This window comes from Streptomyces sp. DSM 42067 (genome assembly GCF_055792885.1).
This window is the reverse complement of the sequence record NZ_CM147706.1, coordinates 777,000-802,681: the sequence shown is the minus strand read 5'-3', so window position 1 is coordinate 802,681 and position 25,682 is coordinate 777,000. Positions and strand designations below refer to the sequence as shown.

25 protein-coding genes and 1 pseudogene are annotated in these 25,682 nt (G+C 68.8%); 12 read left to right on the top strand and 14 right to left on the bottom strand.

The genetic code is table 11. From position 1 onward, the window contains the following. Positions 1–58 precede the first annotated feature (58 nt). The 4 genes from ACSMXV_RS03985 to ACSMXV_RS03970 all read right to left on the bottom strand — a co-directional run bounded on the left by ACSMXV_RS03985 (position 59) and on the right by ACSMXV_RS03970 (position 3,062). Entirely contained in the window at positions 59–331 is a 273-nt protein-coding gene (locus ACSMXV_RS03985; RefSeq protein ID WP_473176314.1) for a DUF6510 family protein, read from the bottom strand. A gap of 105 nt (positions 332–436) precedes the next feature. Beyond that, the gene (locus ACSMXV_RS03980) at positions 437–1,189 is read right to left on the bottom strand and encodes a ferredoxin reductase (protein ID WP_473176313.1); all 753 of its coding nucleotides are present in this window, start codon (positions 1,187–1,189) and stop codon (positions 437–439) included. Then, positions 1,159–1,758 (bottom strand): sulfite oxidase-like oxidoreductase, encoded by a 600-nt coding sequence (locus tag ACSMXV_RS03975; protein WP_473176312.1) that lies wholly within the window; start codon positions 1,756–1,758, stop codon positions 1,159–1,161. The genes ACSMXV_RS03980 and ACSMXV_RS03975 overlap by 31 nt, the downstream gene beginning before the upstream one ends. 95 nt (positions 1,759–1,853) lie before the next feature. Continuing rightward, positions 1,854–3,062: a cation:proton antiporter gene (locus ACSMXV_RS03970; RefSeq protein ID WP_473176311.1), complete on the bottom strand. Its 1,209-nt coding sequence runs from the start codon at positions 3,060–3,062 to the stop codon at positions 1,854–1,856. Positions 3,063–3,220: 158 nt separating this feature from the next. On the opposite strand from ACSMXV_RS03970, the gene ACSMXV_RS03965 reads away from it, so the two are divergent. The 3 genes from ACSMXV_RS03965 (at position 3,221) to ACSMXV_RS03955 (ending at position 5,444) form a co-directional block, all read left to right on the top strand. After that, entirely contained in the window at positions 3,221–4,126 is a 906-nt protein-coding gene (locus ACSMXV_RS03965) for an NmrA family NAD(P)-binding protein (RefSeq protein ID WP_473176310.1), read from the top strand. A 35-nt stretch (positions 4,127–4,161) separates the two neighbouring features. Next, positions 4,162–4,545, top strand: coding sequence for a hypothetical protein (locus ACSMXV_RS03960; RefSeq protein ID WP_473176309.1), 384 nt, complete (start codon positions 4,162–4,164; stop codon positions 4,543–4,545). A 137-nt stretch (positions 4,546–4,682) separates the two neighbouring features. After that, a complete protein-coding gene (locus ACSMXV_RS03955) occupies positions 4,683–5,444 on the top strand; it encodes an isochorismatase family protein (protein WP_473176308.1) in 762 nt (253 codons plus the stop codon). A gap of 141 nt (positions 5,445–5,585) precedes the next feature. Here the strand turns inward: ACSMXV_RS03955 and ACSMXV_RS03950 are convergent, their stop codons facing one another. From ACSMXV_RS03950 to ACSMXV_RS03940, 3 genes are all read right to left on the bottom strand, one after another. Next, the gene (locus ACSMXV_RS03950; RefSeq protein WP_473176307.1) at positions 5,586–7,088 is read right to left on the bottom strand and encodes a glycoside hydrolase family 43 protein; all 1,503 of its coding nucleotides are present in this window, start codon (positions 7,086–7,088) and stop codon (positions 5,586–5,588) included. A 129-nt stretch (positions 7,089–7,217) separates the two neighbouring features. Next, positions 7,218–7,400 (bottom strand): hypothetical protein, encoded by a 183-nt coding sequence (locus tag ACSMXV_RS03945; RefSeq protein WP_473176306.1) that lies wholly within the window; start codon positions 7,398–7,400, stop codon positions 7,218–7,220. A gap of 359 nt (positions 7,401–7,759) precedes the next feature. After that, a complete protein-coding gene (locus tag ACSMXV_RS03940; protein WP_473176305.1) occupies positions 7,760–8,809 on the bottom strand; it encodes a LacI family DNA-binding transcriptional regulator in 1,050 nt (349 codons plus the stop codon). Positions 8,810–8,949: 140 nt separating this feature from the next. Between ACSMXV_RS03940 and ACSMXV_RS03935 the strand changes: the two are divergent. Then, a pseudogene (locus ACSMXV_RS03935) lies at positions 8,950–9,699 on the top strand (glycoside hydrolase family 5 protein); the annotation flags it as partial. A gap of 62 nt (positions 9,700–9,761) precedes the next feature. Here ACSMXV_RS03935 and ACSMXV_RS03930 read toward each other — a convergent pair. Further along, entirely contained in the window at positions 9,762–10,799 is a 1,038-nt protein-coding gene (locus ACSMXV_RS03930) for a LacI family DNA-binding transcriptional regulator (protein ID WP_473176304.1), read from the bottom strand. A 318-nt stretch (positions 10,800–11,117) separates the two neighbouring features. Between ACSMXV_RS03930 and ACSMXV_RS03925 the strand changes: the two genes are divergently transcribed. The 4 genes from ACSMXV_RS03925 (at position 11,118) to ACSMXV_RS03910 (ending at position 17,439) form a co-directional block, all read left to right on the top strand. Further along, positions 11,118–12,065 (top strand): carbohydrate ABC transporter permease, encoded by a 948-nt coding sequence (locus ACSMXV_RS03925; RefSeq protein ID WP_473176303.1) that lies wholly within the window; start codon positions 11,118–11,120, stop codon positions 12,063–12,065. Further along, the gene (locus ACSMXV_RS03920) at positions 12,062–12,883 is read left to right on the top strand and encodes a carbohydrate ABC transporter permease (RefSeq protein WP_473176302.1); all 822 of its coding nucleotides are present in this window, start codon (positions 12,062–12,064) and stop codon (positions 12,881–12,883) included. The genes ACSMXV_RS03925 and ACSMXV_RS03920 overlap by 4 nt, the downstream gene beginning before the upstream one ends. Before the next feature lie 55 nt (positions 12,884–12,938). Then, a complete protein-coding gene (locus ACSMXV_RS03915; RefSeq protein WP_473176301.1) occupies positions 12,939–14,201 on the top strand; it encodes an ABC transporter substrate-binding protein in 1,263 nt (420 codons plus the stop codon). 178 nt (positions 14,202–14,379) lie between these two features. Next, a complete protein-coding gene (locus ACSMXV_RS03910) occupies positions 14,380–17,439 on the top strand; it encodes an alpha-L-rhamnosidase (RefSeq protein ID WP_473176300.1) in 3,060 nt (1,019 codons plus the stop codon). Positions 17,440–17,525: 86 nt separating this feature from the next. On the opposite strand, the gene ACSMXV_RS03905 is transcribed toward ACSMXV_RS03910, so the two are convergent. The 4 genes from ACSMXV_RS03905 to ACSMXV_RS03890 all read right to left on the bottom strand — a co-directional run bounded on the left by ACSMXV_RS03905 (position 17,526) and on the right by ACSMXV_RS03890 (position 19,073). After that, positions 17,526–17,699 carry a hypothetical protein gene (locus ACSMXV_RS03905; RefSeq protein WP_473176299.1) on the bottom strand — a complete coding sequence of 58 codons (174 nt, stop codon included), beginning with the start codon at positions 17,697–17,699 and terminating at the stop codon, positions 17,526–17,528. A 26-nt stretch (positions 17,700–17,725) separates the two neighbouring features. Beyond that, positions 17,726–18,097 carry a DoxX family protein gene (locus ACSMXV_RS03900; RefSeq protein ID WP_473176298.1) on the bottom strand — a complete coding sequence of 124 codons (372 nt, stop codon included), beginning with the start codon at positions 18,095–18,097 and terminating at the stop codon, positions 17,726–17,728. A gap of 88 nt (positions 18,098–18,185) precedes the next feature. Continuing rightward, positions 18,186–18,866, bottom strand: coding sequence for an SDR family NAD(P)-dependent oxidoreductase (locus ACSMXV_RS03895; protein WP_473176297.1), 681 nt, complete (start codon positions 18,864–18,866; stop codon positions 18,186–18,188). Positions 18,867–18,899: 33 nt separating this feature from the next. Then, the gene (locus ACSMXV_RS03890; RefSeq protein ID WP_473176296.1) at positions 18,900–19,073 is read right to left on the bottom strand and encodes a hypothetical protein; all 174 of its coding nucleotides are present in this window, start codon (positions 19,071–19,073) and stop codon (positions 18,900–18,902) included. Positions 19,074–19,175: 102 nt separating this feature from the next. On the opposite strand from ACSMXV_RS03890, the gene ACSMXV_RS03885 reads away from it, so the two are divergent. The 3 genes from ACSMXV_RS03885 (at position 19,176) to ACSMXV_RS03875 (ending at position 21,831) form a co-directional block, all read left to right on the top strand. Continuing rightward, a complete protein-coding gene (locus ACSMXV_RS03885) occupies positions 19,176–19,871 on the top strand; it encodes a TetR/AcrR family transcriptional regulator (protein ID WP_473176295.1) in 696 nt (231 codons plus the stop codon). Positions 19,872–20,059: 188 nt separating this feature from the next. Continuing rightward, positions 20,060–20,998 (top strand): ATP-binding cassette domain-containing protein, encoded by a 939-nt coding sequence (locus ACSMXV_RS03880; protein WP_473176294.1) that lies wholly within the window; start codon positions 20,060–20,062, stop codon positions 20,996–20,998. Next, positions 20,995–21,831 (top strand): ABC transporter permease, encoded by an 837-nt coding sequence (locus ACSMXV_RS03875; protein WP_473176293.1) that lies wholly within the window; start codon positions 20,995–20,997, stop codon positions 21,829–21,831. The genes ACSMXV_RS03880 and ACSMXV_RS03875 overlap by 4 nt, the downstream gene beginning before the upstream one ends. Positions 21,832–22,009: 178 nt before the next feature. Here the strand turns inward: ACSMXV_RS03875 and ACSMXV_RS03870 are convergent, their stop codons facing one another. Further along, a complete protein-coding gene (locus tag ACSMXV_RS03870; protein ID WP_473176292.1) occupies positions 22,010–22,918 on the bottom strand; it encodes a helix-turn-helix domain-containing protein in 909 nt (302 codons plus the stop codon). A gap of 143 nt (positions 22,919–23,061) precedes the next feature. Here ACSMXV_RS03870 and ACSMXV_RS03865 point away from each other — a divergent pair, with 143 nt between their 5' ends. Beyond that, positions 23,062–24,597 carry an alpha/beta hydrolase gene (locus ACSMXV_RS03865; RefSeq protein ID WP_473176291.1) on the top strand — a complete coding sequence of 512 codons (1,536 nt, stop codon included), beginning with the start codon at positions 23,062–23,064 and terminating at the stop codon, positions 24,595–24,597. Positions 24,598–24,769: 172 nt separating this feature from the next. Here the strand turns inward: ACSMXV_RS03865 and ACSMXV_RS03860 are convergent, their stop codons facing one another. After that, complete coding sequence (locus tag ACSMXV_RS03860) at positions 24,770–25,366, bottom strand: pyridoxamine 5'-phosphate oxidase family protein (protein WP_473176290.1); 597 nt, start codon at positions 25,364–25,366, stop codon at positions 24,770–24,772. Between the last annotated feature and the right edge of the window lie 316 nt (positions 25,367–25,682).

Here is a 25,682-nt window from a genome sequence, read left to right as displayed (position 1 = left end):
ATCACCTTCGAAACCGGAGCATCGTCCGTCGGCGAGGGTCCGGTCATGCAGTCGTACGTCAGGCCGGTGTGGGGATCCTGACGTAATCCAGTCCGCCGGCGTCGAGCCACAACTGGGTGGGCGAGCGGACCAGGCGAAGAAGGACGCCGTCGCAGCCGGGACAGCGCAGCACCATCCCGGGACCACCGAGGTAGGCGTGCGTCTGGGCAAGCATCATCTGCTCGCCGCAGCCACGGCATCGTCCGGAAGCCATGGTCATGTCGGTTCCGAACACAGACTCGAGGTCCCCGGCGGCGGCGTTGCCGTCAAGGAAGTCAGGCGTCAGAGTCATGGCATTCACCTCCGTTTGTACCGATGTACCCGGAGAGCCGTCGCCGGCTGGTGAGTCGGCCACTGGCGGCTTACCGCCCATAGCCGCGCACGCCACCTGCTCGCTTCATCTGCTGGGTCCAAAACGCTCGGTCCGGATACGGCCAGGGTGGTGGCCGAGGGCCACCAGTAGTCCGGCGGCCTTTTCTACGAAGCCGGTGGAACCGCAGACGTAGCAAGTGGGTTCGAAGTCCGGTGGCCACCCGGCGCCTGACAGGTCAGAAGCGGTGAACCGCCCGGGCGGCCGCGGCCACTGTGGTGGGGTGGAGCGGGAATAGAGGTACGTCTTGTCGAGGCCCGGGTCGTCCCGCCTCAACTCCGATACGAAGAGCCGGTACTCAGGGCTGCGTACGGAGTACACCAACCGGAAGGGCGTACGGCTGCCGATCGCGCGGCGCATGCGGATCATCGCCATCAGTGGCACCAGGCCGGAGCCGCCGGCCACGAGCAGAATCGGCTCCTTCTGCTCGGGACGCCACACAAACCAGCCGCCGACCGGTCCGCGCAGCTCCACCACGTCGCCCACGGCGAGTTCGTCCGTCAGGTACGGGGAGACCTCGCCATCGTCTACACGCTGAACGGTCAGTTCGACGCTCTCGCCGTCGGGTGCCGACGCCAGTGAGTAGCTGCGCTGTGTGCTGTAGCCGTCCTCCGCCGTGAGCCGCACATCGACATGTTGTCCCGCCAGATGACCCGGCCAGCCGGGCACCTCGAAGACGAGGGTGCGCGCAGTGTGGGACTCGACGCGCCGATCGGTCAAACGGGCAGCCTTCCAGCGCAGCCGGTCGCCTAGTCGCCCTGATACCGCTGCTCGCGCCATGGGTCCCCATAGTCGTGGTAGCCGATGTTCTCCCAGAAGCCCCGCTCTTCCTCGTCGAGCAGCTGGATGCCGCGCACCCACTTCGCGGACTTCCACAGGTACAGGTGCGGAATCAGCAACCTGGCGGGGCCGCCGTGCTCCGGCGCGAGTTCCTCGCCGTCGTATCGGTAAGCGATCCATGCCTGCCCGTCGAGGAGGTCCTCCAGGGGGACGTTGGTGGTGTAGTCGCCGTAGGAGTGAACGAGCGCGTACTCGGCACTGGTCTCCACGTCCTTCAGAAGGACGTCCAGGGAGACTCCCTGCCACTCCGTCTCGAACTTCGACCACTTGGTGACACAGTGCAAGTCAACGGTCTGCGTTTGGCTGGGCAAGGCCATGAACTCCGCCCAGTCCCAGATGTGCCGTGCGCCGGTCTCTGTGCGGATGGTGAACTCCCACTGGTCGAGGTCCACCGCAGGGGTGGGTCCTGCCGACAGAACAGGGAAGTCGGCGGTCTCGTACTGCCCAGGAGGCAGTCGGTGCCGTGCATCCCGTGCTCGGCCGTGGAATCCGCGTGAAACGATGGGCATACCGTGCCCCTATTCTCAGCACAATGCGTTTTCCATTCTCCAGGACATCGCGCAGCACAGCATCTCGAGACGAGCCGGCGGTGTCGGTCTGGGCATCAATCCGGCTTGTCCTCCGCCCCCGATCCTGCGGATGTCCGTGAACGGTTCAGCAAGGGCAGCGCAATCAAGGGAAACACGATCACGGACAAGAGGCCCGCTGCCACCAGCGCGGCTGCGTTGGCCGGTCGGATCGCGTCCAGCTTCAGCCCGATCGTTGTCGCCGCCACGATCACGGGAAGGGAAGTGGCCTGCAGGAGTCCACTGGCCATGACCTCTGCCCGCGAGAGCCCCGCGCTGCGGTAGGCCAAGGCGGGCAGTCCACGAACGAGGAGGAGCGCGGCGAGGAACATCGGTACCCGCAGCACCGTCGCGGCGTCCGCGAACAGTGCGCCGAGGTCGAACTGGATTCCGCTGGTCACGAAGAAGACCGGGACGAGGAATCCATAGCCCAGGCCCTCCAGTTTTACGTGGAACTGCGGATGCGTCCGTTCCGCGTCGGGGTCGACCAGCCGCAGTACGGCCCCCGCAATGAAGGCACCCAAAATGGCCTCGAATCCAAGATGCATGGCGACCGCGGACAGGCCGACGATCAGAAGCATGGTCAGGCGGATTCGGACTTGGGCGCTCGTGTCCGCCAAATTCACTACGGCCCGGGACAGCCACATCGAGCGCCCCGCACGGATAGAAGTCACCGCGATGAGCGCCGTAAGGCAAGCCAGGCCGAGCAACAGAAGCAGCCTGGAGGCCGGGCCTGAAGCATGCTCGGAGAAGAACAACGACAGCAGCAGCACAGCACTGATCTCACCTGCAGAGGCTCCACCGATGGTCAGTTGGCCGACTGGCCGGTCGATCGCGTCGGCGTCCTTCAGGATCGGGACCAGAAGCCCCAAGGACGTTGCCACCAGCGCGGTGCCGATGAGCAGTGGGCTCTCGACCAGCCCGGCGGAGTCCAGCACCCAGCCAACGATCGCGGCCAGCACAATCGTGCCCGCCAGACCGATGGCGACGAGCCGCGCCCGTGGGCCGTGCAGTTGCTGGAAATCGATCTCGAGCCCGGCAAGGAACAGCAGGAAGCTCAGTCCAATGATCGACAACGCCTGAACGGTGGCGTCCGGCTGTACCAGATTCAGCACCGCCGGACCAACGATCACGCCGGCCACGATCTCGAGGACTGGGCCCGGGAGGGGGACTCGGGGCACGATGGCGAGGAGGAACGGGACGCCGGCGCCTACCGCGAGAACGATGACCAGATTGTCGTAAGACATGGTGACTCCGGTGGCCGGTAGGCGGTGCACTGGCTATGACCAACGTTGCCCTCTTACGTGATGCTATGGGCTGCTGGTCCCCCTAGGCTGATGGGACGAACTCCTCGGCGCGGGCATACACGTGTGATCACGCTCCCACTCGGCTAAGGATGCGATCGATGGTCGCCAGCAACCTCGTTCTCCTGGGCAACGCCGGTGGTGTGGGCCGCGCGGTCCTGGAGCAACTGCGCGCGCAGGGCGTGCCCGTGCGTGCGATGGTGCGCCGCGACGACGATCGTGCGGCCGAGCTGCGTGGGCTCGGCGCGGAGGTGGTCCTCGGCGATCTGACCCGGCCCGAGAGCATCGCGGCCGCCCTGGAGGGCGTCGGCAGGATGTACTTCGCCATGCCCGTGTCGCCGGACCATCTGCTGGCCGCGACCGTGGTGGCCAGCGTGGCGCGCGAGCACGGAAGCCTGGACGCCCTGGTGAGCATGTCCCAGATGACGGTGTCGCAGATGACCGCCACCAGCACCGCGGAGTCGCACCAGCAGCGCCTGCACTGGCTGGCGGAGCAGGTACTGAACTGGTCGGGCCTGCCGCTGGTACACATCAGGCCGACGTCGTTCCTGGACAACCCGCTGTTCACCGTGCTGGCGGCACGGTCGATCCGGGAGAGCGGCACGATCGCGCTGCCGTTCGGCACTGGGCGCACTTCGCCGGTCGCTGTGGAGGACGTCGCCCGAGTGGTAGCCACCGTGCTGCGCGACCCGGCCCGGCACATCGGACACGTCTACGAGCTCACGGGCCCGCGCTCGGTCGATATGACGGAGATGGCCGAGGAGTTCTCACGGGCGTTGGGGTCCCCGGTGTCCTATGTGGACGTGCCGCTGGAGCAGTGGCGGGCCGAAGTCCTCGCCAAGGTGGGGCTGCCGCCGCACACCGAGGAGCACATCGCCACCATGGCCCGACTGCACCGCGAGAATCGCTACGACCGCGCGACGGACGACGTACAGCGCGTCACGGGCATTCCTGCCCGATCGGTCGAAGCGTTCGTGGCCGCCCGCAAGGAGTTCTATCTGGGCTGAGCCGCACCGGCCGACACGTACCACGCCGACCAGGCGTGATCGAGCCCCGTGCCTCGGCCACCATCGACCCGTTGCACGCCGACACCTGCACCGAACCGGGCGCCCAGCTCTCCGGCGTCGGCCCGCGGGCGGTGGGACCGTACGTGCTCGACCGCAGCGACCGGGCACGCGTACGGGAACTCGCCACGCTACGCCTGGCGTGCATGCAGCGGTACCGCAGCAGCGGCGCCATGCGCCAGGTCCTCAGCGGACGCACGGTGATCACCGCCGAGGCGGGGACGGCTGCGCAGCCGCACCGAAGCCGGTCTGGCTCGACGCCGATCCGGTGCGGATGCGCCAGGACCTCAGCAATCCCGCCTCGAACGCCCTGCGGCACGCCCCCACGAGGGCCCGCCGACTCGCGGCGGCGACGACGGTGAGGCAGCCTGAGACAGGCGATCGACGGCCTGTTCCCCTGGATGGACCGCAGCCAAGCCGCGCAGCCGCGTCCATGCTGCCGCCGACGACGACGCTTCACCATCCCCCGGCCTGCGGGGAATTCGACGAGGAAGTTCCAATGTCAGAGCGAGCAGCCGACATCGTCAGCCCCATCACCGACAGCGTGCTCCCATTGAAGACCAGCCCTGCCGACGCCCGTGCGGCAGGCAGGGTTCCCTACGACAAGCCGACCCCTCAGAACTCCGTGCTGCTGCTCATCGACCACCAGATCGGCCTGATGAACAGCACGCGCGACTTCACTTCACTCTCGGCGTTCAAGGCCAACGTGGTGGGTCTGGCCAAGATCGCCCGAGCGCTGGAAATCCCGGTGCTGATCACGTCATCCAACGCCCAGTGGCAGAACGGCGACACGCTGCCCGAGATCAAGGAGCTGTTCCCGGACACGCCGATCTACCGCCGCACGGGCATCATCAACGCCTACGAGGACCCCAGCTTCCGCAGCGCCTTCGAGGAGCTGACCCAGCGCACCGGCCGCACTCACGTACTGCTCGCCGGCGTGACCATCGGCACCTGTACCGTCATGCCCACATTGGCGATGCTCAACGACGGATACCAGGTCTTCCCGGTGGTCGATGCCTGTGGTGCGTGGAACCACTACGAGGCCGAGGCCGCGATGGCCCGGATGACCCGGGCCGGCGCGGAACTGGTGACAACCTTCGCACTGGGCTGCGAGCTCCAGGCCGACTGGAAACTGACCAGCGGCGGCCCACTCCTGGAGCCCTACACCAATGACCTGCCGGAGTACGGCTTCGCCATTCAGGGTTTCTGGAACAACGTGGGCGGCCACACCGTGCCGGACCCGTTCGGCCAGGTGAAGTAGAGAGCAACCGTCAACCGGCGCGACGAGCCATCAACCGTGAGCTCCCAGGTGAGCCGGGTGGGCACAACGATCACTGCATAAGCGGTCCCGGCCTGCGCGCCCCCGTCGCCTCACTTCTTGTACGCGGCGGGGGCCCGCCATTCAGCGGTCGAGCGGTTCGTAGTCGAACCAGTCGAAGTGGACGGTGCCGGCTGAGGCGTACATCCCGATGACGCGGCCGGTGAAGCCGCCGGCCACCTCTGTGGACAGGTACCGGCCATCGAGTGTCGTGAGTTCGACGAACGTGCCGTCCGGTTCCTCGACGCCGATGGTGAGGGTGTCGGGGCCGGTACGCGCGTCGTTCAGTTCCTGTACGGCGGCCACCTCGATTCTGAGCACCAGGGGTCCGGCGGGCATCGCATGAGACGCCACCACCGTGTGCAGCGGGCCGATGCGGGCGAGCACACGTACCTCGCCGGACGCGGCCTCGATGTCGTAGTGATGCTGTTCGTCGAGGCGGACGGCGAGGCCACCGCGTCCCTCCCTCGGGTCGATCAGGGCGCGTACCCGGCAGGACAGGTGTTGTTGGCGCCGGCCGACGAACGTCACGTCGTGATCGTCGAGTGATCCCCCACGGGCGTGCAGCGTCAGCCAGCCGGTCCGTTCCTTCGTGCTGCAGGTCTCCGCCGAGCGGTGGCGCAGCGAGATCCAGCAGGGGGCCAGCTCACTGAGGTCGAAGTCGTCCCGGACCGGCGTGACGGCGCCCGGCTGGAGCGGCCAGGGAGGGGCGGGCATGACGAGCGACAGTTCACCGACGACCGGCCAGCCGTCGACCCAGCTCACTGGCGCCAGGAATGTCTCGCGGCCGAGTACGTGCCAGCCAGGGGTGCCACCGCCGGGGCGTACCCCGAGCAGCACCATCCACCACGAACCGTCAGGCGCCTGTACGAGGTCGCCGTGGCCGGTGTTCTGGATGGGGTGATCCGTGCCGCGGTGAGTCAGGATCGGGTTGTCCGGGCATGGCTGGAACGGCCCGTTGGGCGTGCGGCCACGGGCGATCGAGACACCGTGGCACCGCTCGGTGCCACCTTCGGCGATGAGCAGGTACCAGTAGTCGCCGATCCGGTACAGATGCGGTGCTTCCGGCGCTTTGGCATCGGGCGTGCCGGACCAGAGCCGACGCGGCGGTCCGAACGACTCGCCGGTGTGGGGATCGATGCGGATCTGTTCGACTCCGGCATAGGTGCACCAGCAGTTGCCCTCGTCGTCCCAGGCGAGATCCGGGTCGATGCCGGGAACCCCGGGCAGCCGGATCGGGTCGGACCAGGGACCGGCCGGGTCGGTGGCGGTGCTGAGCAGGTGGCCGCCGTCGTTCACGTTCGTGGTGATCAGCCAGAACCGGCCGTCGTGGTGGCGCAGTGTGGGGGCGTAGATCCCGCCGGAGGAGGTGGTCTCGGGCGGGAGGCGCAGTTGGCTCGGCCGTTCCAGGGCGTTGCCGATCTGGGTCCAGTGCACCAGGTCCCGGCTGTGGAAGATGGGTACGCCGGGGAAGTATTCGAAGCTGGAGCACGCGAGGTAGTAGTCCGAGCCCGCCTGGCAGATGCTCGGATCGGGGTGGAACCCGGGAACCACGGGGTTGTTGATGGTGCTGGCGGTTGCGGGCATGCTCGACACCCTCATCGAGTCCTTTCATCGGTTTGGCCACACGGCGCCGGCGCCGGCCAGTGCCGTTGAGTCTGAAGTGGGGGGCGGGAGACCAGCCGTACCGCTGGAGCCGGTGTCCGTGCTGGTGGATCAGCGGGCGGGGTCCCCGTAGCGGTTGGTCACGTTCGCGTACCGCCCCCGGTCCTCCGCCTCCTCCGGCGTGCCCGAACCGTAGTCGGCGGTGGTGATCGGCTCGTCTCCACCCTCGACGGTGTGCGTCTTCCAGCGGTAGCCGGCGGCGTAGCTGCCTGAACCCGCTGCGGCGAGCGACATCGCCGCGGCCGGCCCGACCCAGCGGGCGCAATACCTGCCGACCTCCGCATCGGCCCCTCCGCGTTGGCGGCTGAGGCGGCGGGTGGGGGACGCGCTCCTCGGGAGTGCTTGGCAACTACCCATACGCAGCTAAGAAACTTTCTCTCTCATAGGCCGACAGTTTCTCTGGAGGCTAGCGGTGGGCCCAACTGCGGTCAACGGCTTCGCGCACCTCTTGTGACGCAGAAGAGGCGCGCGAGCAATCGGCGGCAGCGGCGAGGGCACCGCATGATCAAGGGCAGTAGCGCGGGGCACTCAGGCTTGAGTTGGCAGCACACGCAGCGCAGTTGATGAGGTTGCGGGTTGGGGAGTCCCGCAGGTCAGCTCTTCGGCGGCGCCGTGCTGGCCCGGACGGTCAGGGTCGTCGCGATCTCCAGACCGACCTGGGGCGCCTCCTCGCCGCGCCCGAGGGTGAGTGCGAGCTCGGTCGCCGCCACGGCCATCTCGGTCAGGGGCTGGTGGACGGTGGTCAGGGGCGGGTCCACCCAGGCGACGACCGGCAGATCATCGAAACCGACCACGCTCAGATCGTCAGGAATGCGCAGGCCGGCCTCGCGCGCGGCCTGGTAGACGCCGAGTGCCTGAAGGTCGTTGGCGGCGAAGATCGCGGTCGGACGCTCGGGGCGGGCCAGCAGTGCACGCGCCGCGGCGCAGCCACCCTCATGGGTGAGGTCGGCGTGCACGACGAGTTCCGGATCGATCGGCAGGCCGGCGGCCTGCAGGGCTGAGCGGTAGCCGTCCAGGCGGGCGCAGCAGCACAGTACGTCCTCGGGACCGCTGATCATGGCGATGCGGCGATGCCCCAGCTCGGTCAGGTGGCGGGTCGCGGTCCGGCCCCCGGACCAGTTGGTGGCGCCCACGAACGGGACGTCGTCCGGCAGCTCGGTGGTCGGGTCGAAGACGACGAACGGGATCCCTTTCGCTGTGAGCTGCTCGCGTTCGGTTTCGGAGAGCTGGGCCACGGACAGCACGCAGTTCGGACGCCGGGACACTGTGTCGTCCCAGCTTGGTACGGGGGTGTCATGCAGGCCGAACTCCGACACCATGACACCGACGCGGTGCTGGCGGGCCACCCTCTCGACCCCCCGGATGATCTCCACCGCCCACATGTCCTTGAGCTCGCGGAACACGAGCTCCACCACGTTGCTGCGGTTCGCCCCGGCGGGCTTGCGGTAGCCGTACTTGTTGACCAGCTCCTCGACCCGGGCGCGGGTGTCAGCGGACACCCCCGACTTGCCGTTGATCACCTTCGACACGGTCGGGACCGACACCCCCGCCGACTCGGCGATGTACGCGATCGTGACCGGCCTGGACGCATCACTCCGTGAGCGTTCCTGATCCGCCGGTCCGTCGGTTGCGCGGTCCGCCAAGGTCGCTTTCCCCCGATCATCGAACCCCCCGCCCCGGCCGGGAGGAGGGGGTGGTAGCTGGTTGAAACAACGTTGCGTACGTATGCGGGCACCATTCTGGCATCTCGTGCGGACGCACCTGTGGCCTCCGACACAACTGCATGTTAAATTCTCCGCCGCGCACAACGAAAGTTTCTTGCGTCCTACCTGGATTGCCCCCACCTGGATCCCGGTCGGCTTGGGATCCGATCACACGTGTACAAGCGCCTGGCATGGCCCTGACAGGGCCCGCTTCGCCGTCCACCGACTGGAAGGTGCATGTGATGACGAGGAGACCGGCAAGGTTACTTCCCCCATGGCGCGGGTCGTGGCGGCCTGTGCTGCGACTGGCGGCACTCGCCATGGTGTTCGCCCTGCTCCCGATGGTGCCCGCCGCCGCGCGCACCGCTACGGCCGAGCCCTCCGCACCACGCAGTTCCCCCGCCGCCCGCAGCGCGGTGGCAGCCATGCAGCCCGGCTGGAACCTGGGCAACACCTACGACGCCATCCCTGACGAAACGTCCTGGGGCAACCCTCCCGTGACCCAGGAGCTCCTGAGGAAAGTCAAGTCGCAGGGGTTCAAGAGCATCCGGCTCCCCGTGACCTGGGGCATCCACCAGGGCGCGGCACCGGACTACACGATCGACCCGGCCTGGATGGCGAAGGTACGGAAGGTCGTCGACTGGGCGCTGGCCGAAGACCTGTACGTGATGTTCAACATGCACCACGACTCGTGGATGTGGGTCAACAAGCTCGGACCGGATCACGACGCCGTCCTCGCCCAGTACACCGCGACCTGGACCCAGCTCGCGACGGAGTTCCGGGACGCGCCGTCCAAGCTGGTGTTCGAGAGCATCAACGAGCCGACGTTCAGCGACACTTCCGGGGCGCTGTTGCCGCGGACGGCTTGCGAGAGATGTCGGACATTGTTGTCCTACTCCGGCGGTCGGGCCGTGGTCCTGCGCGGCACGAGGGTGGGGGAGAGCCTGACCTGGACCGACGGCCGGCGACGGTCGGCGATCCGTTCCAGGAGGATACGGGCGGCGTTTCTGCCGATCTCGTGGCCTGCCTGGTCGACGCTGGTCAGTGAGATCGGGCCGAGCGCGGCGAACGTGGTGTTGTCGTATCCGGCCACCGAGACGTCGCCGGGAACGGAAAGCCCGGCTTCAGCGACCGCTTCCAGCACGCCCATGGCAACGATGTCCGCTCCGGCGAAGACGGCCGTGGGAAGGCGGGGGCGAGCCAGCAGTTCCTTCGCGCCCTTGTAGCCGCCTTCCTGGGTGTAGCTGGTGGAGACCACATCGATCCACTCTGCCAGGCCGAGCGCCCGCATAGCCTGCCGGTATCCGTCGGCGCGCCGGGCGTTGGGCATCTCCGCGCGGCGCGTCGGATCGGTTTCGCGGTGCTCGATGTGGGCGATCCGGTGATGCCCGAGACCGGCGAGGTGACCGACGATCAAGGACGCGCCCTCGACGTCGTCGTCCACCACCGTGTCGTACACCGGAGAGGAGCCATGCCGGCCGACGACGACGGTCGGCACGGAGGAGGCGACCTGTTCGAGATGGGACCGCGGCGACACGGGCGCGATCATGATGATGCCGTCCATGCGGCGGTCGATCATCGCCTCGGTGACGCGGGCCTCCGCCTTCTCCCCGTTGCAGCCGGGCCCCAGCAGTACCTGGTACTCGGTGTCCTCCAGCGAGCCCGTGATGCCGTCGAGTATCTCGGGGAAGAAGGGGTTGCGGATGTCGGGCAGCATGACGCCGATGGTGTACGTCTGCCCACGGAGGCCTCTGGCACCCGCGTGTGGCCGGTAGCCCAGCTCATCGATCGCACGGCGCACCTTGGCGCGCATCTCGGGGCTGGCTCCGTAGGCGTTGCGCAACACCTTGGACACGGCGGTCGTGGACACCTGGGCGTGACGGGCGACGTCGACGATGGTGACCCGGCGAGATGGTGATGACGGCTCCATCGGTTCCTTCCCCTTGGGCAACGTTGCCGCCGAGTGTACGGACGGATCCCGCTGCTCAGTAGGCGTCTCGCGGCGGACTGCCCAGTTCACCGCCGTAACGATGATGCAGCGTGCGCGGCATCTTGACGTCACGCGGGACCCTCTCTAGGGTCTGGCCACACCCTTTGGGAAACGTTACCCACGGCATCGCGGGCCGCCCGGCCCGGCATCGCATCAGCCACTCAAGACGAAGAATCCGGCAGGCGCTGCTCGCCATGTCACGCTGACCGGAGCCTGACCGGGAGCGCTTTTGAAACGATTCAGGAAGGAGGTGTGTCGGTGACTCTCGCCCCGTACGAGCAGCTTCCGGACCATGACCGGCCTCCGGATGCGGAACCGGTTCCACGAGTCCGGCGGGCGCGTACCACCCCGCCCTGGTGGTTCGCGCTGCCCGCGCTGCTGCTGTTCGCCTTCGTCGTCCTGGTGCCGAGCGTTCGCGGTGTCTACTACGCCTTCACCGACTGGGACGGCCTCGATCCCCACTTTGCCTTCGTCGGGCTTGACAACTTCTCCGACATGTTCCGCGACCCCGACGCGATGCAGGCCGTCTGGCACACCCTGCTGATCGCCGTGTCGATCACGGTCGTTCAGAACGCGGTGGGTCTGCTGCTGGCCCTCGGAGTCAACACGGCGATCAAGTCCCGCAACGTGCTCAGGGTGTTCCTGTTCGCGCCGGCCGTGATCACGCCGATCGTCACCGCCTACCTCTGGCGCAACCTGCTCGGTCCGGACGGCGCGGTCAACAGTCTTCTGGGTGCGGTGGGTCTGGACGGCTGGCGGCAGGACTGGCTGGGCAGTCCGCAGCTCGCCCTGTGGGCGGTGGTCGGCGTGATCGTCTGGCAGTTCGCGGGCTACTCGATGGTGATCTTCCTGGCGGGGCTCCAGTCGGTGCCCAAGGAGGTCCATGAGGCGGCGGCCATCGACGGGGCGGGTCCCGTGCGGCGTTTCTGGTCGGTGACGCGGCCGCTGCTGGCCCCGGCGCTCACCATCAACCTGATGCTGTCGATCATCGGCGGGATCAAACTCTTCGACCAGGTGTACGCGTTGACGGGCGGCGGGCCGGGGCACGCGACGGACACCATCTCGACGCTGATCTACAAGGACGCCTTCACACTCGGCGAGTTCGGCTACAGCATCGCGCTCGCGGTCGTCCTCACGATCATCGTGGCGGTCGTCTCGACCGGACAGTACGTCGTGCTGTCCCGCAACGAGAGGGCCGTGTCGTGAACCGTTACCGCCGTCGCACGCTCGCGCTGGAACTGGCGATGATCGCCACCGCCCTGGTCGTGGGCTTCCCGGTGTATGTCCTGGTCAACATGGCCGTGCGGCCGACGTCCGACTCCTCGTCGCCGATCAGCCCGACCACCTCGCCCACCCTGGACAACTTCTCGCAAGCCTGGCAACAGGGCGCACTGGGCGGGGCGTTGGCCAACAGCGTGCTGGTGACGGCCTGCAGCGTCGTCATCGTGCTCGCCGTCTCGTCGCTGGCGGCGTACCCGTTGGCCCGCGTCGCGGCTCGCTGGTCGCGGGGTACGTATCTGATGTTCCTCCTGGGCCTCGTCCTGCCCTTCCAACTCGCCTCGCTCCCGCTTTACCAGACCATGCGCGACATGGGCCTGCTCGGAACCCCGTGGGCGCTGGTTCTCTTCTACTCCGGCCTGCAGGTGCCGTTCACCGTCTTCCTCTACGTCGGCTTCCTGCGCGCGCTGCCCCGCGACTTCGAGGACGCGGCACTGATCGACGGCTGCACACCGCTGCAGGGCTTCCGGTACGTCGTCCTGCCGATGCTCAAACCGGTCACGGTGACGGCCCTGGTGCTGAACGCGGTCGCCGTGTGGAACGACTTCTTCACCCCGCTGCTGTACCTCAGCGGCAGTGCTCAGCAGACCATGCCGGTCGCGATCGCCGGCTTCGTCGGTCAGTACGTCACCGACTGGAACCTCATCTTCGCCGCACTGGTGATCAGCATCCTGCCCGTCCTGCTCGTCTACTTCCTGCTGCAGCGCAGCATCATCAACGGCTTCGCGGGAGGGCTGCGCGGATGACGCACGATGCCCGCCCGACCCTCATGCCCGGTGGCACTTCCCCGAGGGGGACATCATGACGACACGCACACTCCCGGCCCTGATCGCCGCGGTGACGGCCGGCGCCTTGCTGGCCGCTTGCAGCGGCGGCACCAAGGCAAGCTCCGGCGGCGGTTCCAAGACCCTGACGCTGGCCTCGGTCGACCAGGGCTCCATCGAGGACGTCGTCAAGGCGTTCGAGAAGGCGAACCCGGGCGTCAAGGTCCGCTACACCACCAGCGGTGCCGACCAGTACCAGCAGCAGATCCGGACGCAGCTGTCCTCGGGCACCGCACCCGACGTGATGTCGGTCTGGCCCGGCAACGGGAACCCGGGCGCCACCTACGTCCTGGCCGAGCCGGGGTATCTGCGCGATCTCTCGGACCAGCCGTGGGCCGCCAAGCTGCCGGACGCCATGAAGAGCGTCGCCCAGTACGAGGGGAAGACCTATAACGCGGTCTTCGGGCAGAACGGCATCGGCGCGGTCTACAACCAGGAGGCCATGGCGAAGGCCGGGCTCACTCCGCCGGACACCTGGACGAAGCTGCTGGCCTTCTGCAAGGCCGCGAAGGCCAAGGGAACCCCCGCCTTCGCGCTGGGCAACCAGGACAACTGGGTGACCCAGCTCGTCCTGTATGTGCTGGTCGCCTCGACCGTCTACGGCGACGACCGCGACTTCGACAAGAAGATGCAGGCGGGCCAGGCCACCTTCGCACAGTCGCCCTGGACCACCGCCCTGGACAAGTACCTGACGATGGAGAAGACCGGCTGCTTCCAGAAGAACCCCCTGGGCACCAACTACGAAGCCAGCCAGGAACTCGCCGCCGCCGGCAAGACGCTCGGCATCGTCCAGGGCAACTGGGTGATCGCCCTCCTGAAGCAGAAGAACCCGAAAGGCACGTTCACGCTCCGGGCGCTCCCGGCCACCGACGACCCGTCCGAGACGCTCATACCGGCTGCGGCGGGCGCCGGCTACGGCGTCAACGCCAAGGCGAAGAACGAGGAACTAGCCCTCAAGTTCGTGAACTTCGTGATGTCGCCCGAGGGCATGAACCTGTTCGTCAAGAAGCAGGGCGGTCTGCCCTCCCTCCCCGACACCGGTTTTGCGGTCGACCCGTCGTTGACCGAACTGTCCAAGTTCGTCAGGGCGGACCGGACGGTGCCGTTCATGGACCAGCTCTGGCCCAACGCCAAGGTCCAGCAGACCATGCTCAGCGGCCTCCAGGAGATCTTCAGCGGGCAGTCCACGCCCAAACAACTCCTCAGCGACATGGACACCGACTACCAGGCCGGCTCCTGACCGCCCTTGAAGCACAAGAAACCGAAGGGATGACGGTGTGCGCTATGCACAACACGACGCAGATGGAGCGGACCGCGATGTCGAGAACAGCGACCGTCCCGGCAGAGATGACGGGGGAGTCCGCCGTCGGAGCGTGCTCGCGGCGACGGCGGGCGCTGTGCCTGTAGTGGCCGGTGCCATGGGCGGCGGAAGCACCGCACACGCCGCATCCTCCCTTCATACCGGAGATGACGCCGTGTCCGGGCTGACCGTGGAACACCGCACGGATCCACTGGGCGTGGACGCCGCCCGGCCGCGCTTCGGCTGGCGCATGCGTTCGGCGGCCCGCGGGCGTAGCCAAGGGGCCTACCAGATCCTCGTGGCGAGCTCTCCGGACAAGCTGACCGCCGCCCGCGCGGACGTGTGGAACAGCGGCCGTGTACGCTCCTCCAACTCGGTGGCCGTCCGCTACGCGGGCAAGCCGCTGCGCGCCTCGACCCGCTATCACTGGACCGTCACCGTCTGGGACGCCGAAGGACGAACGGTCGGTACCGCCTCCCCTTCCTTCTTCGAGACCGGCCTCATGAGCACCGACGGCGTGGCCGGATGGGACGGTGCGCAGTGGATCGGGATGAAGGGGAAGACCCCCAACTCGCCCGGCGCACCGATGCTGCGGAAGGAGGAATCCCTCAGGACGGCGGGCTCCGCGCAGAACCGGCCGCAGGTCCGCGAGGCGCGGCTCTACGTCTCCGCCCTCGGGGTCTACGAGGCCTATGTCAACGGACACCACGTGACCGTTCCGCAGGACGGCTCCACCACGATGGAGCTGCTCGCCCCTGGCTGGACGAACTACGACGCGCGCGTCAACTACATGACGTACGACGTCACGGACCTCGTGACGCGGGAGCCGGACATCACCCTCGGGATCGTCCTGGGCAACGGCTGGTACAACGGCCGCGTCTCCGAGGGCAGCACCTACTACTCGGAGGACGGCAACGCCCTGGCGGTCAAGGCCAAGCTGCTGATCCGGTACGCCGACGGGACGTCGCAGACGGTCGTCACCAGGCCGTACGGCGGTTGGAAGGCCACGGACACCGGCCCCCACCGCGCCGACGACATCTACGACGGCCAGACCTATGACGCCCGGATGGAGCTGCCGGGCTGGACGTCGCACGGATTCGACGACACCGCCTGGTCGGACGTGGAACGAGTCGCCTTCGAGGACAAGTACCCGGACGCACAGCTCCTCGCCTATCCGGGCGAGACCGCTCGCCTGATGTCGCGATGGGACCGCCGACCGCAGTCGATCACCGTCGCCACCGGAGTGACCGGACAGGACGGCAGCCCCAACGGCAAGGGACGCATCGTCGTCGACTCGGCCCGCACGGTGACCGATCCCGCACAGGCGGCCTCCGCCTCGGTCACGATCGGCAGCGGTGAGACCGCCGTCTTCGACCTCGGTCAGAACATGGTCGGCGTGGCCCGCTACAGCCTCCGCGGCCCTGCCGGAGCCCGGGTCGAGTTCAGGTTCGGCGAGATGCTCAACGACGACAGCGCCGGCGCGGACGGCCCCGAGGGCTCCGTCTACCGGGCCAACCTCCGCAGCGCCAAGGCCACCAGCACGTACATCCTCAAGGGCGACCGGCACGGCGAGACCCACCAGGACTCCCTGACCTTCTACGGCTTCCGCTACGTGTCCGTCACCGCGACGGACACCGTCACGATCAACGGCCTGACCGGAAAGGTCGCCACGTCCGCAATCCGCGAGACAGGCACCGTCACCACCAACGATCCCGACATCAATCAGCTGGCCGACAACATCCGGTGGGGTCAGCGCGCCAACTACCTCTGGGTGCCCACCGACTGTCCCCAGCGCGACGAACGCCTCGGCTGGACCGGCGACACGCAGGTCTTCTCCACGACCGGCCTGTACAACGCGGACGCCGGTGCCTTCCTCAGCCACTTCCAGGACACCGTTGTCGACTCCCAGGCCATCTACGGTATGGACAAGGCACAGTTCACCGGGGTCGCCCCAGGCGGACGGTACAACTGGCCTGGCGGCGGGAGCGGTTGGGCGGACTGCGGTGTCATCCTCCCGTGGACCGTGTGGCAGATGACCGGTGACGCGACCGTCGTCAAGGACAACTGGCCCGCGATGACCCGGTACCTGGACTGGATCCGGCAGCAGACCGGCGATACCTACGCCGGACAGGGCTCCCTCACCGGCGACTGGCTGGCGCCCCAGAAGACCAGCGCTCAGCTCATGAGCGACGTCTCCTACGGCTATGCCGCGCGGCTGATGGCGCAGATGGCCCGCGAGATCGGCCGGACAGCGGAGGGGGAGGCGTACGAGCGGCTCCTCGGACGCATCAAGCAGGCGTTCATCACCAAGTACCTGAGCACGGAGGGCGGCCGGGTCACGGTGAAGTCCAGCCTCGGCGACGCGTCCCCGATCGAGCCGGGCGCCGACCCCAATGAGAAGGCGGAGGACAACAGCCAGTCAGCGCTGCTGTGGGTCCTCAAGCTCGGGTTCTACGAGACGGAAGCGCAGCGCCACACGCTCGTCGGGCTTCTGGCCGACAACATCGGCAACGACGCGGCCTACAAGGCGGCGCACCCGAAGAGCAGCCGGGTCAGGTACGCCGAGAACACGCTGTCCGTCGGCTTCCTCGGCGTCAACGTCCTCGCCCCCGTCCTCACCGAGGAGGGACGCCCGGACCTGGCGTACAAGCTGCTGCACCAGGACGCGCTGCCGTCCTGGCTGTACTCGGTGAGGAACGGTGCCACCACCGTCTGGGAGCGCTGGAACTCCTACTCCGAGGACGACGGGTTCGGTCCGGTCAGCATGAACTCCTTCAACCACTACGCCTACGGCGCGATCATGGAGTGGATGTACGCGTACATGGCCGGCATCGCCCGCGACCTGGACAGCCCCGGCTTCAAGCACTTCGTCCTGCAACCCCACATCGATCCCACCGGCAGGATCACGCAGGTGTCGGGCTCGTACGAGTCGCCGTACGGCGAGATCAGAAGCGAGTGGGCAGTCGACGACACAGGCCGGACCCTGGTGTACGACGCGGTCGTGCCCGCGAACAGCGAGGCGACGCTGCGCCTTCCGGCCGTCTCCGCCGATTCCGTCCGCGAAGGACGGACCCCGCTGGCAGGAGTGGACGGAGTACGTTTCCTCGGCCACACGGACGGCGTGGCCTCACACCGGTTGCCCTCCGGCCGCTATCACCTGACCGCCCGGCTCCCCTGATCAGCTCGGGGTTCGGGGGGTTCGGGGTTCGGCATCAAGCTGATCGGCACAGGGGAGGGCGGCAGCCGCACCAGTTGAGGGGTTGGTCAGGACGACGGCGAAGCGGCGTCGTCCTGGGCACGGATCCCTTGCGTGTCGGCGTGGGCCGAGTCGTGCTCGTGCTCGTCCTCCTCCAGCTTGAGAGCCAACTCGGCCACCTGACGCATCTGGACGACGAGGCGGCCGATGCCGCCGGTGGCGCCCAAGCCGGTGACACGCATCGTGCGTTCCTTGCCGGTGGGGGAGGTCAGAAGGAGTAGGGGCCGAAGCGGCCCCAGGCGACCACGGCGGCGAGTACCAGCAGAACGGCGTTGAAGGCGATCGCCGAGGGCTCCTTGCGGCGGGCGTGGGTGATGGCGGCGAGGATCATCGTGATCGCCAGGCCGGTCGCGGCCAGCGGGGTGAGGACGGGGGCGATGCCGGTGGCCGCGGGCAGGATCAGCCCGAGGGCTGCGGCGAACTCGACGACCCCGATGAGACGGACGGTGGCGGGCGAGAAGTCGGCGACCCAGGGCAGTTTGTCGACGAGCTTGTCCTTGGGCTGGGTGGACTTCATGACACCGGCCATGGCGAACATGGCGGCGAGGACGGCCTGCAGTATCCACAGGAAGACATTCATGGGGAGCGGAGATCCTTCGGGTAGGGCCGGGAAAGGAAAAGCAAGGGGTTCGCCGCCCGTGGGCGGCGAACCGTGTGCCGACGGGCTGTCAGCCGCTGAAGACGGCCTCGGGCTGGTCGCGGCGCTCGTACAGGTCCCAGTACAGGGGTGCGATCTGTTCGGGGGTGGCCGCGGGGATACCTTCGGGGCCGCCGTCGCCGATCCAGGTGCTGATCGCCACGTGCGCGGCGTACACACCGCTGCCCGCCAGTTCGTTGTGCAGGTTGAGCACCCAGTTGCGCAGTGCTCCGCCCGCGGCGTTGACGTTGCCCAACATCGGGATGGGATGGATGGAGCCCCCGCCGGTGGTGAACAGCAGGGTCCCGGCTCCGGCCTCCCGCATGGCGGGCAGCACACTGTGGGCGGCGGTGACGGCGCCGTAGAAGGTGTACTCGATCTGCGGCTGCAGGTTGTCCACCGTGACCTCGCTCGGGGCGGCCATGGTGAAGCCGGGCACCGGCGAGTGCGGCGCTGGGGAGTACTCCAGTACGTCGACGGTGCCGAAGCGGGCCTTCACCGCGTCCAGGGCGGCGGTGAGGGAAGGGCGGTCCAGTACGTCGGCGGGGAACGCGGCGGCCGTGATGCCCTCTTGGCCGAGCTGGTCGACGAGGGCGTCCAGCTTCTCCTTCGTACGGGCGATGAGGGCGACGTCGAAGCCGCGCTGGCCGAAGGTGCGGGCGATGGCCAGGCCCATGCCGGGGCCGGCGCCGACGATGGCGAGAGTGGGCATGATCAGATCTCTTCCATTGTGGAGGTGGGGGGCTCAGGAGCAGCAGGTGATGGCGAGCTTGCCGAGCGCGCCGGAACCGAGGGCGGCGAACGCGTCCGGGGCCTGCTCCAGCGGATAGACGGCGGTGACCGGCACGCGCGGTGCGCCGCAGGCAGCGTCTTCGGCCAGAGCGCTCCCTGGGACGGATTGGAGAGTTACAGCAGGCACGGCGATCACCTTCAAGAAGAACTGGAACGGCCTTCCCGGTTCCGTGGTGCCAGCATACCCGCATAATTGGGCCGTGCGTTCCAGTTGGGTAGAGTGGAAGGCATGACAGGACCCGCAGACCCCGCAGAAACCCCAGGCCAGCAGCCCGAGCAGGGTCTGCGCGCCGATGCCGAGCGCAACCGCGAACGCATCCTCGCCGCCGCCCGCCGTCTGTACGCCACCGAGGGCCTGAGTGTCTCCATGGCCTCCGTCGCCCGCGAGGCAGGCGTCGGCAAGGCCACCCTCTCCCGCCGCTTCGCCAGCCGCGAAGAGCTCATCACCGCGGTCTTCGCAGACCGCATGGACGCCTACGCCGAAGCCGTCACCGAAGCACTCGCCGACCCCGACCCCTGGCACGGCTTCATCCGCTACATCGAGGCCGTCTGCGCCATGCAGGCCGCCGACCGCGGCTTCGCCGACGTCCTGACCATGACCTTTCCTGCCGCCAAGGCACTCGAAGCCCGGCGCACCGAGGCGTACAACGGGTTCATCGAAGTCATCACCCGCGCTCAGAACAGCGGCCACCTGCGCGACGACTTTGCCTCAGAGGACCTGGTCGTCCTCCTGATGGCCAACGCCGGCGTCGTCGCCGCCACCGGCGACGCAGCCCCCGACGCCTGGCGCCGCCTGGTCGGCCAGATGCTCCGCGCCTACGCCACCCCCGGAACCGAGCTCCCGCCCCTGCCCCCGGCCCCCGCTCCCCGCGCCCTCTACCGCGCCATGATCCGACTCTCACGCCCCGCGCCCGGCACATCCTGAACCACTCCGACGAACGGCGCCGGGGGCGCGTCGCCCACGTACGAATCGGCGCGCGGGTCGTCCCACGGTCGCTGTCCATGGCCGTGGCGTACTGCGGTCGTGGTACGCGCAGTGCACGCCGTGGGTTGACGCGGGGTTCCGCTTTCCTCGAAGAAGCTTGAAGCCTCAAAAGGTCGCGGAGGTGGATTGTGATCGAGGTTAACAACCTCAGTAAGAGGTACGGGGACAAACTCGCGGTCGATGCGCTGAGCTTCAGCGTGCGTTCCGGTGTGGTGACGGGGTTTCTCGGGCCCAACGGGGCGGGCAAGTCGACGACGATGCGCATGATCATGGGGCTGGACCGGCCGTCGTCCGGGACGACGCGCATCAACGGCCGCCCGTACGAGCAGCACAAAGCCCCACTGCAGGAGATCGGGGCGTTGCTGGAGGCGAAGGCGATCCACCCGGGACGCTCGGCGTATCACCACCTGGTGGCTCTGGCGGCGAGCAACGGCATCGGCAAGCGGCGGGTGCTGGAGGTGATCGACATGGTCGGCCTGACGGAGGTGGCCCGCAAGCGGGCGGGCGGGTTCTCACTGGGCATGGGGCAGCGGCTGGGCATCGCCTCGGCGCTGCTCGGCGACCCACAGGTCGTCATGCTGGACGAACCGGTCAACGGCCTCGACCCCGAAGGGGTGTTGTGGATCCGCAACCTGCTGAAGGACCTCGCGGACCGGGGCCGGACGGTCTTCGTCTCCTCCCACCTCATGAGCGAGATGGCGTTGATCGCCGAGGACCTCATCGTGATCGGGCGCGGCCGGCTGCTGTCCGCCGGCCCGCTCGCCGACTTCGTCGCCCAGTCCTCCGGCCGCAGCGTACGGGTGCGCTCGCCGCAGGCCGCGCACCTGCGTGACCTGTTGGTGGGTGACGGCGCCTCGGTCACCAGCAGCGAGCCCGGCGTGCTGGACGTCCAAGGGCTGGACGCCGCCGAGATCGGCGAACGCGCCGCGGTCTCCGGACTGGTCCTGCACGAACTGTCCCTTCAGGAGGCGTCGCTGGAGGAGGCGTTCATGGAGCTGACCCGTGACGCCGTCGAATACCACGCCACCACTGCGGAGTTCGCCACCACGGGAGGGACGAACCGATGAGCACCACCGCCCTCGCCCCGCACGACACGCCCGAGACGGCCGGCCGACACGCGGCCGGTCAGCGGGTCACCTTTCCGCGGGTCGTCCACATGGAATGGATCAAGCTGCGGTCGCTGCGCTCGACGATCTACACACTGGCGATCACCGTAGCCCTCGTCGTCGGTTTCGGGCTGCTGCTGTCCGGTGTGGTCGGCTCGGGAGAGGGCCCCGGACAGGATGATTTCGGGGACCCGACCTCGATCAGCCTGGGCGGGGTCACCCTCGCCGCCCTTGCCATCTCGGTGCTCGGCGTGCTGATGAGCGCCGGCGAGTACGCCACCGGAACCATCCGCGCCACGCTGTCCGCGGTGCCGGCCCGCCTGCCGGTGCTGTGGGGCAAGGTCGTCGTCTTCGCAGCCGTGAGCTTCGTGCTCATGTTCATCGCGGCCCTGGGGGCCTTCCTGGCCGGACAGTCGGTCCTGTCCTCCCGCGACATGGCCACCGCCGCGCTGTCGGATCCGGGGGTGTTCCGCGCGCTGGTCGGCGCGGCGGTCTACCTGACCGGTGCCGGGCTGATCGGCCTTGCGGTCGGCGCCCTGCTGCGCAACACCGCCGGGGCGATCACCCTCGTGGTGGGCGCGCTGTTCGTGGTGCCCGGCCTGATCCAACTGCTGCCGAGCAGCTGGAACGACGCCATCGGCCCGTACCTGCCGTCGAACGCCGGGAACGCCTTCATGGCGGTGCAGACGACCGGTGACGCACTGTCACCCGGGCCCGGGCTCGCGGTGTTCGCCGGTTACATCGTCGTGCTCCTGGCCGGCGCGGCCGTCCTGCTTCAGCGGCGCGATGCGTGAGCCCGTTCGCCGCAGGCACCGCCGCCGACCCGCCCGTACCCCTTGCGGCGTACGGGCGGGTCGCCCACGACCGCCTGAGCGGCTTCAGAGTGAAGCCGCTCAGGCGATGCACAGCAGATAATCCAGTTATGCCGCCCGCGTCCTTCCGAACCCCACTTCCCGAACCGAAAGAAGCGTCCTAGGCGTGTTGTTCGGAGAGGCTGGTGTCCAGGGCGGTGCGGAGCCAGTCCTGGGCGGCGCCGAGGGTGGGTTCGAGCGGGGTGGCGAGTTCGGCGGCGAGTTGCCAGTAGCGGTCCATCACGGGGTGGGCGGACCGGTCGAGTTGGAGGCTCAGCCGGCGGCGGAAGGCCGGGGTGTCCCGGGTGCCGTGGGCGCCGGCGTAGGCGGAGACGAAGCAGTCGAGGGCCTCTCCCTCATGCGGCGCCCGCCCGGTGCGCAGGGCCGGCGCGACCAGCTGGTACGCCTCGCCGAGGCCGTCGTAGAGCACGGCCGGGCGGTACTCCGGATCACGCTCCGGGGGTGGGGGGCGCCAGCCGTGGCCCGGTGGGCAGGGTGCCGTGGCGAGGGCGTGCAGCCGGGCGAAGGCCAGCACCTGGGCCGGCGTGGGATCTGCGGGCGGCTGCGGCACGGCGGCGTCGAGGATCCACGAGACCATCCGGGCCGGAAGCCGTACAGGCAGCACGCGCCGCCAGAAGCGGGCCAGCGCGGCCGTGTCCGGCGGAGCTGCGACCGTGCCGATCACCCGCAGCCGGTCGGCGCGCTCCTCGGCGGTGCAGTCCCGCAGCAGGTGCAGCGCAGCCTGGCGCCAGCGTATGGCTGCCAGTTGGGAGCCGAGTTCCTTCAGCTGCCCGGCGATGACGTCTTCCAGCGCGTCCTCCCGGTCGAGGACCCGGTCGATGTCGGTGACCGGCAGGTCGAGGGTCCGCAGCGAGCGGATCAGGCGGAGCCGGTCGATCGCCTCGGGGCCGTACCGGCGGTGGCCCCCGGCACTGCGGGCGGCCTCGGGCAGCAGGCCGCGGTCGGAGTAGAAGCGGACGGTCTTCACGGTGACGCCTGCGTGCTCGGCGAGCTCACCGATGCTCAACATGCCGTCATCGGACAAGACTTGAACCTCCCTCAGAGGGAGTTCCTACCGTACCGGCGAGCGCGGACAGCCGATCAGGCCGCCCGCGCCAATCGAGACGGGTGATCAGGTGACCCGCACGGACCGGGATGGGCGAGGAGGCGATCATGACGGCATTCGTACTGGTGTCGGGCTGCTTCACCGGCGGCTGGATCTGGCAGGAGGTGGCCGACCGGCTGCGGGAGTCGGGTGCCGAGGTGCACCCGATGACCCTCACCGGCATGGGGGACCGCCGCGACGAGGCGGGCCCCGGCACGGATCTGGAGACGCACATCGAGGATGTGGTGCGGCTGATCGACGGCGTGGACGCGCCGGAGGTGGTGATCGTCGGCCACGACTACGGCATCCACCCGGTGCTGGGCGCCGCCGACCGCCGTCCGGAGCGGATCACCCGGATCGTGTACCTGGACGCGGGTATGCCCCAGGACGGCGACGCAGCCCTCCAGTTGGTGCCGGACCAGGAAGTACGACGGCGGCTGCTCGACCGGTCCGGGCAGGCCGGGGACGACTGGCTGATCCCCGCGCCCGCATCCGACGAGTGGCAGCGCTGGGGCAGCACCGCCGGCCTCCCGGACGAGGCACTGGCCCGGCTGACCCGCCACGCCGCCCCGCAGCCGGCGGGTACGCTCACCCGGCCGCTCAGGCTCTCGGGCGCGGTCGCCGCACTGCCCACCACGGGCGTCCTGTGCACCGGCAGCGGCCTGAACATCGCCATGATCGAGGACCTGGTCGCGGGCGGACTGCCGCAGTTCCAGGCCCTGGCCGACCCCGAGGTGAGCTTCTTCGAACTCGCCACCGGGCACTGGCCGATGCTCTCCTGCCCCGACGAGCTGACCGAGGTGCTGATCAGGGCCGCGGCGGGAGAGGGACACCGGATCACCGCGACCGACACGGTGCCCGCGTACCTCCGGCCCTTCGTACTCGACGTACCGGAGCGGCCCCGCGAGCGCGTCGGACGGATCGACCTCTACATCCCCGATGAGCCCGCCGAGGGCGCCGGCGCTGCCGAGGCCGAGGGACCGCGTCCGGCGGTGATGTTCGTCCACGGCGGCCCTGTCCCCGCCGACACCCAGCCCACACCGCGGGACTGGCCGACCCTGGTCGGCTATGGCCGGTACGCGGCTAGCCTGGGCGTGGTCGGCGTGACCCTGGACCACCGGCTGCACGGCCTCGACGACTACGGGCGCGCCGCCGAGGACGTCGCCGACGCCGTCGAACTGCTCCGGGCCGACCCGCGCATCGACCCCGAGCGCATCGCGCTGTGGTATTTCTCCGGCGGCGGGCTGCTCCTCGCGGACTGGCTCGCCGAGCCCCCGTCGTGGCTGCGGTGCACGGCAGCGACCTATCCCGTCCTCGCGCCGCTGCCCGCCCGGGGGGCCGTGGATCCCCGCTTCCGCCCGGCCGCCATGGTGAGCGCCGCGGGACGTCTGCCGATCGTGCTGACCCGCGTGGGCCTGGAGATCGCCGAAATCGCCGCCACGGTCGAGGAGTTCCTGGCCGCTGCCAAGGCCTGCGGGGCGGACGTCGAGGTGATCGACGTGCCGGACGGGCACCACGGGTTCGAGACGATCGATCACACCGAGCAGTCACGCCACGCCGTTCAACGCGCGATGCGGACCGTCCTGTTTCACCTGCGCGGCTGACCCGGCCCGCCCGGCTTCAGGGGTGCCGGCGGCGCTTCACAGAACGCCCAGCATGGGGAGATGGGACGAGCGAGAGGCCGGCGACCGTGCCAACCGCGTCACGGTCGCGGTGGCGCGGCCCGGCCACCCCGTACGACAAAACCGCCGCCGTCCTCCGCACCGCACTCCTCCGCTACTGCGGGGTGACCTGTCCCCTGGTGCCTGAACCGGCCCGCCCGGCCTCGGCTGCGGCCCCGAAGTAGTCGCCGCCCTTGCGCCTGACGTCGTCGGTTCCCCAGGCCCTGCCACCAGCGGTCGGCAGCTTCGTCATCCGCGGTATGTGCTTGGAGCAGTGGATGTAGGCCTCCTCGACCTCGACTTCGACCCACACCTGGGGGCGGCGGCCGGGTACCGGATCGCGGGGGAGTTCCGGGTACGCGGTGCGCATGCTGTCGTCGGAGACGAGGCGGGCGGTGCCGTTGACGTGCAGGCCTATCCGATCGCGGAGGAAGTCGATCATCAGGATGCCGACGTGCGGGTTCTCGCGGATGTTGCCGAGGCTCGCCATGACGCCGTTGCCGCGGTACTCGGGGTAGGCCAGGGAACGCTCACCGAGCACCTGGAGGAACCCGGGCGGCCCGGCGCGGAACGTGCTGTCGCACTCGCCGCGGGCGTCGGACGTGGCAAGGAAGAACATCTCCTGGCGCGCCACGAACTCACGCATCCCCGCGTTGAGCCGGTCGAGAACCTGCTCCTCGTAGAAACGGTCGGCTCGGGCGACGGTGTCCAACTCCCGTTGGATATGGTGCTCGCCGTGGCTTCCGGGCCGGTCTACTCGCTCATCGTGGTGCAACGATTCTCCTGTGACAGGGCTTGGGAAGGCAGTGGATGTCCCGAGACAGGACGCGAGGACCAAGAAGCGGTCACCACCAGTGCAGATGCTTGGCCGCCGTCGCGCTCACCATCAGGGGCTGCCGGTTGACGCGCCAGGTGCCCCGGCGGTCTTCCCGGGGCGTCCTCGCCGCCCTGCGGCGGCCGTCAGCCGGCTCTCGGATGGTCAGCTGCGTCAGGTGGCGGGCTTGCGGCTCAATGCAGGGTCTCCCGGG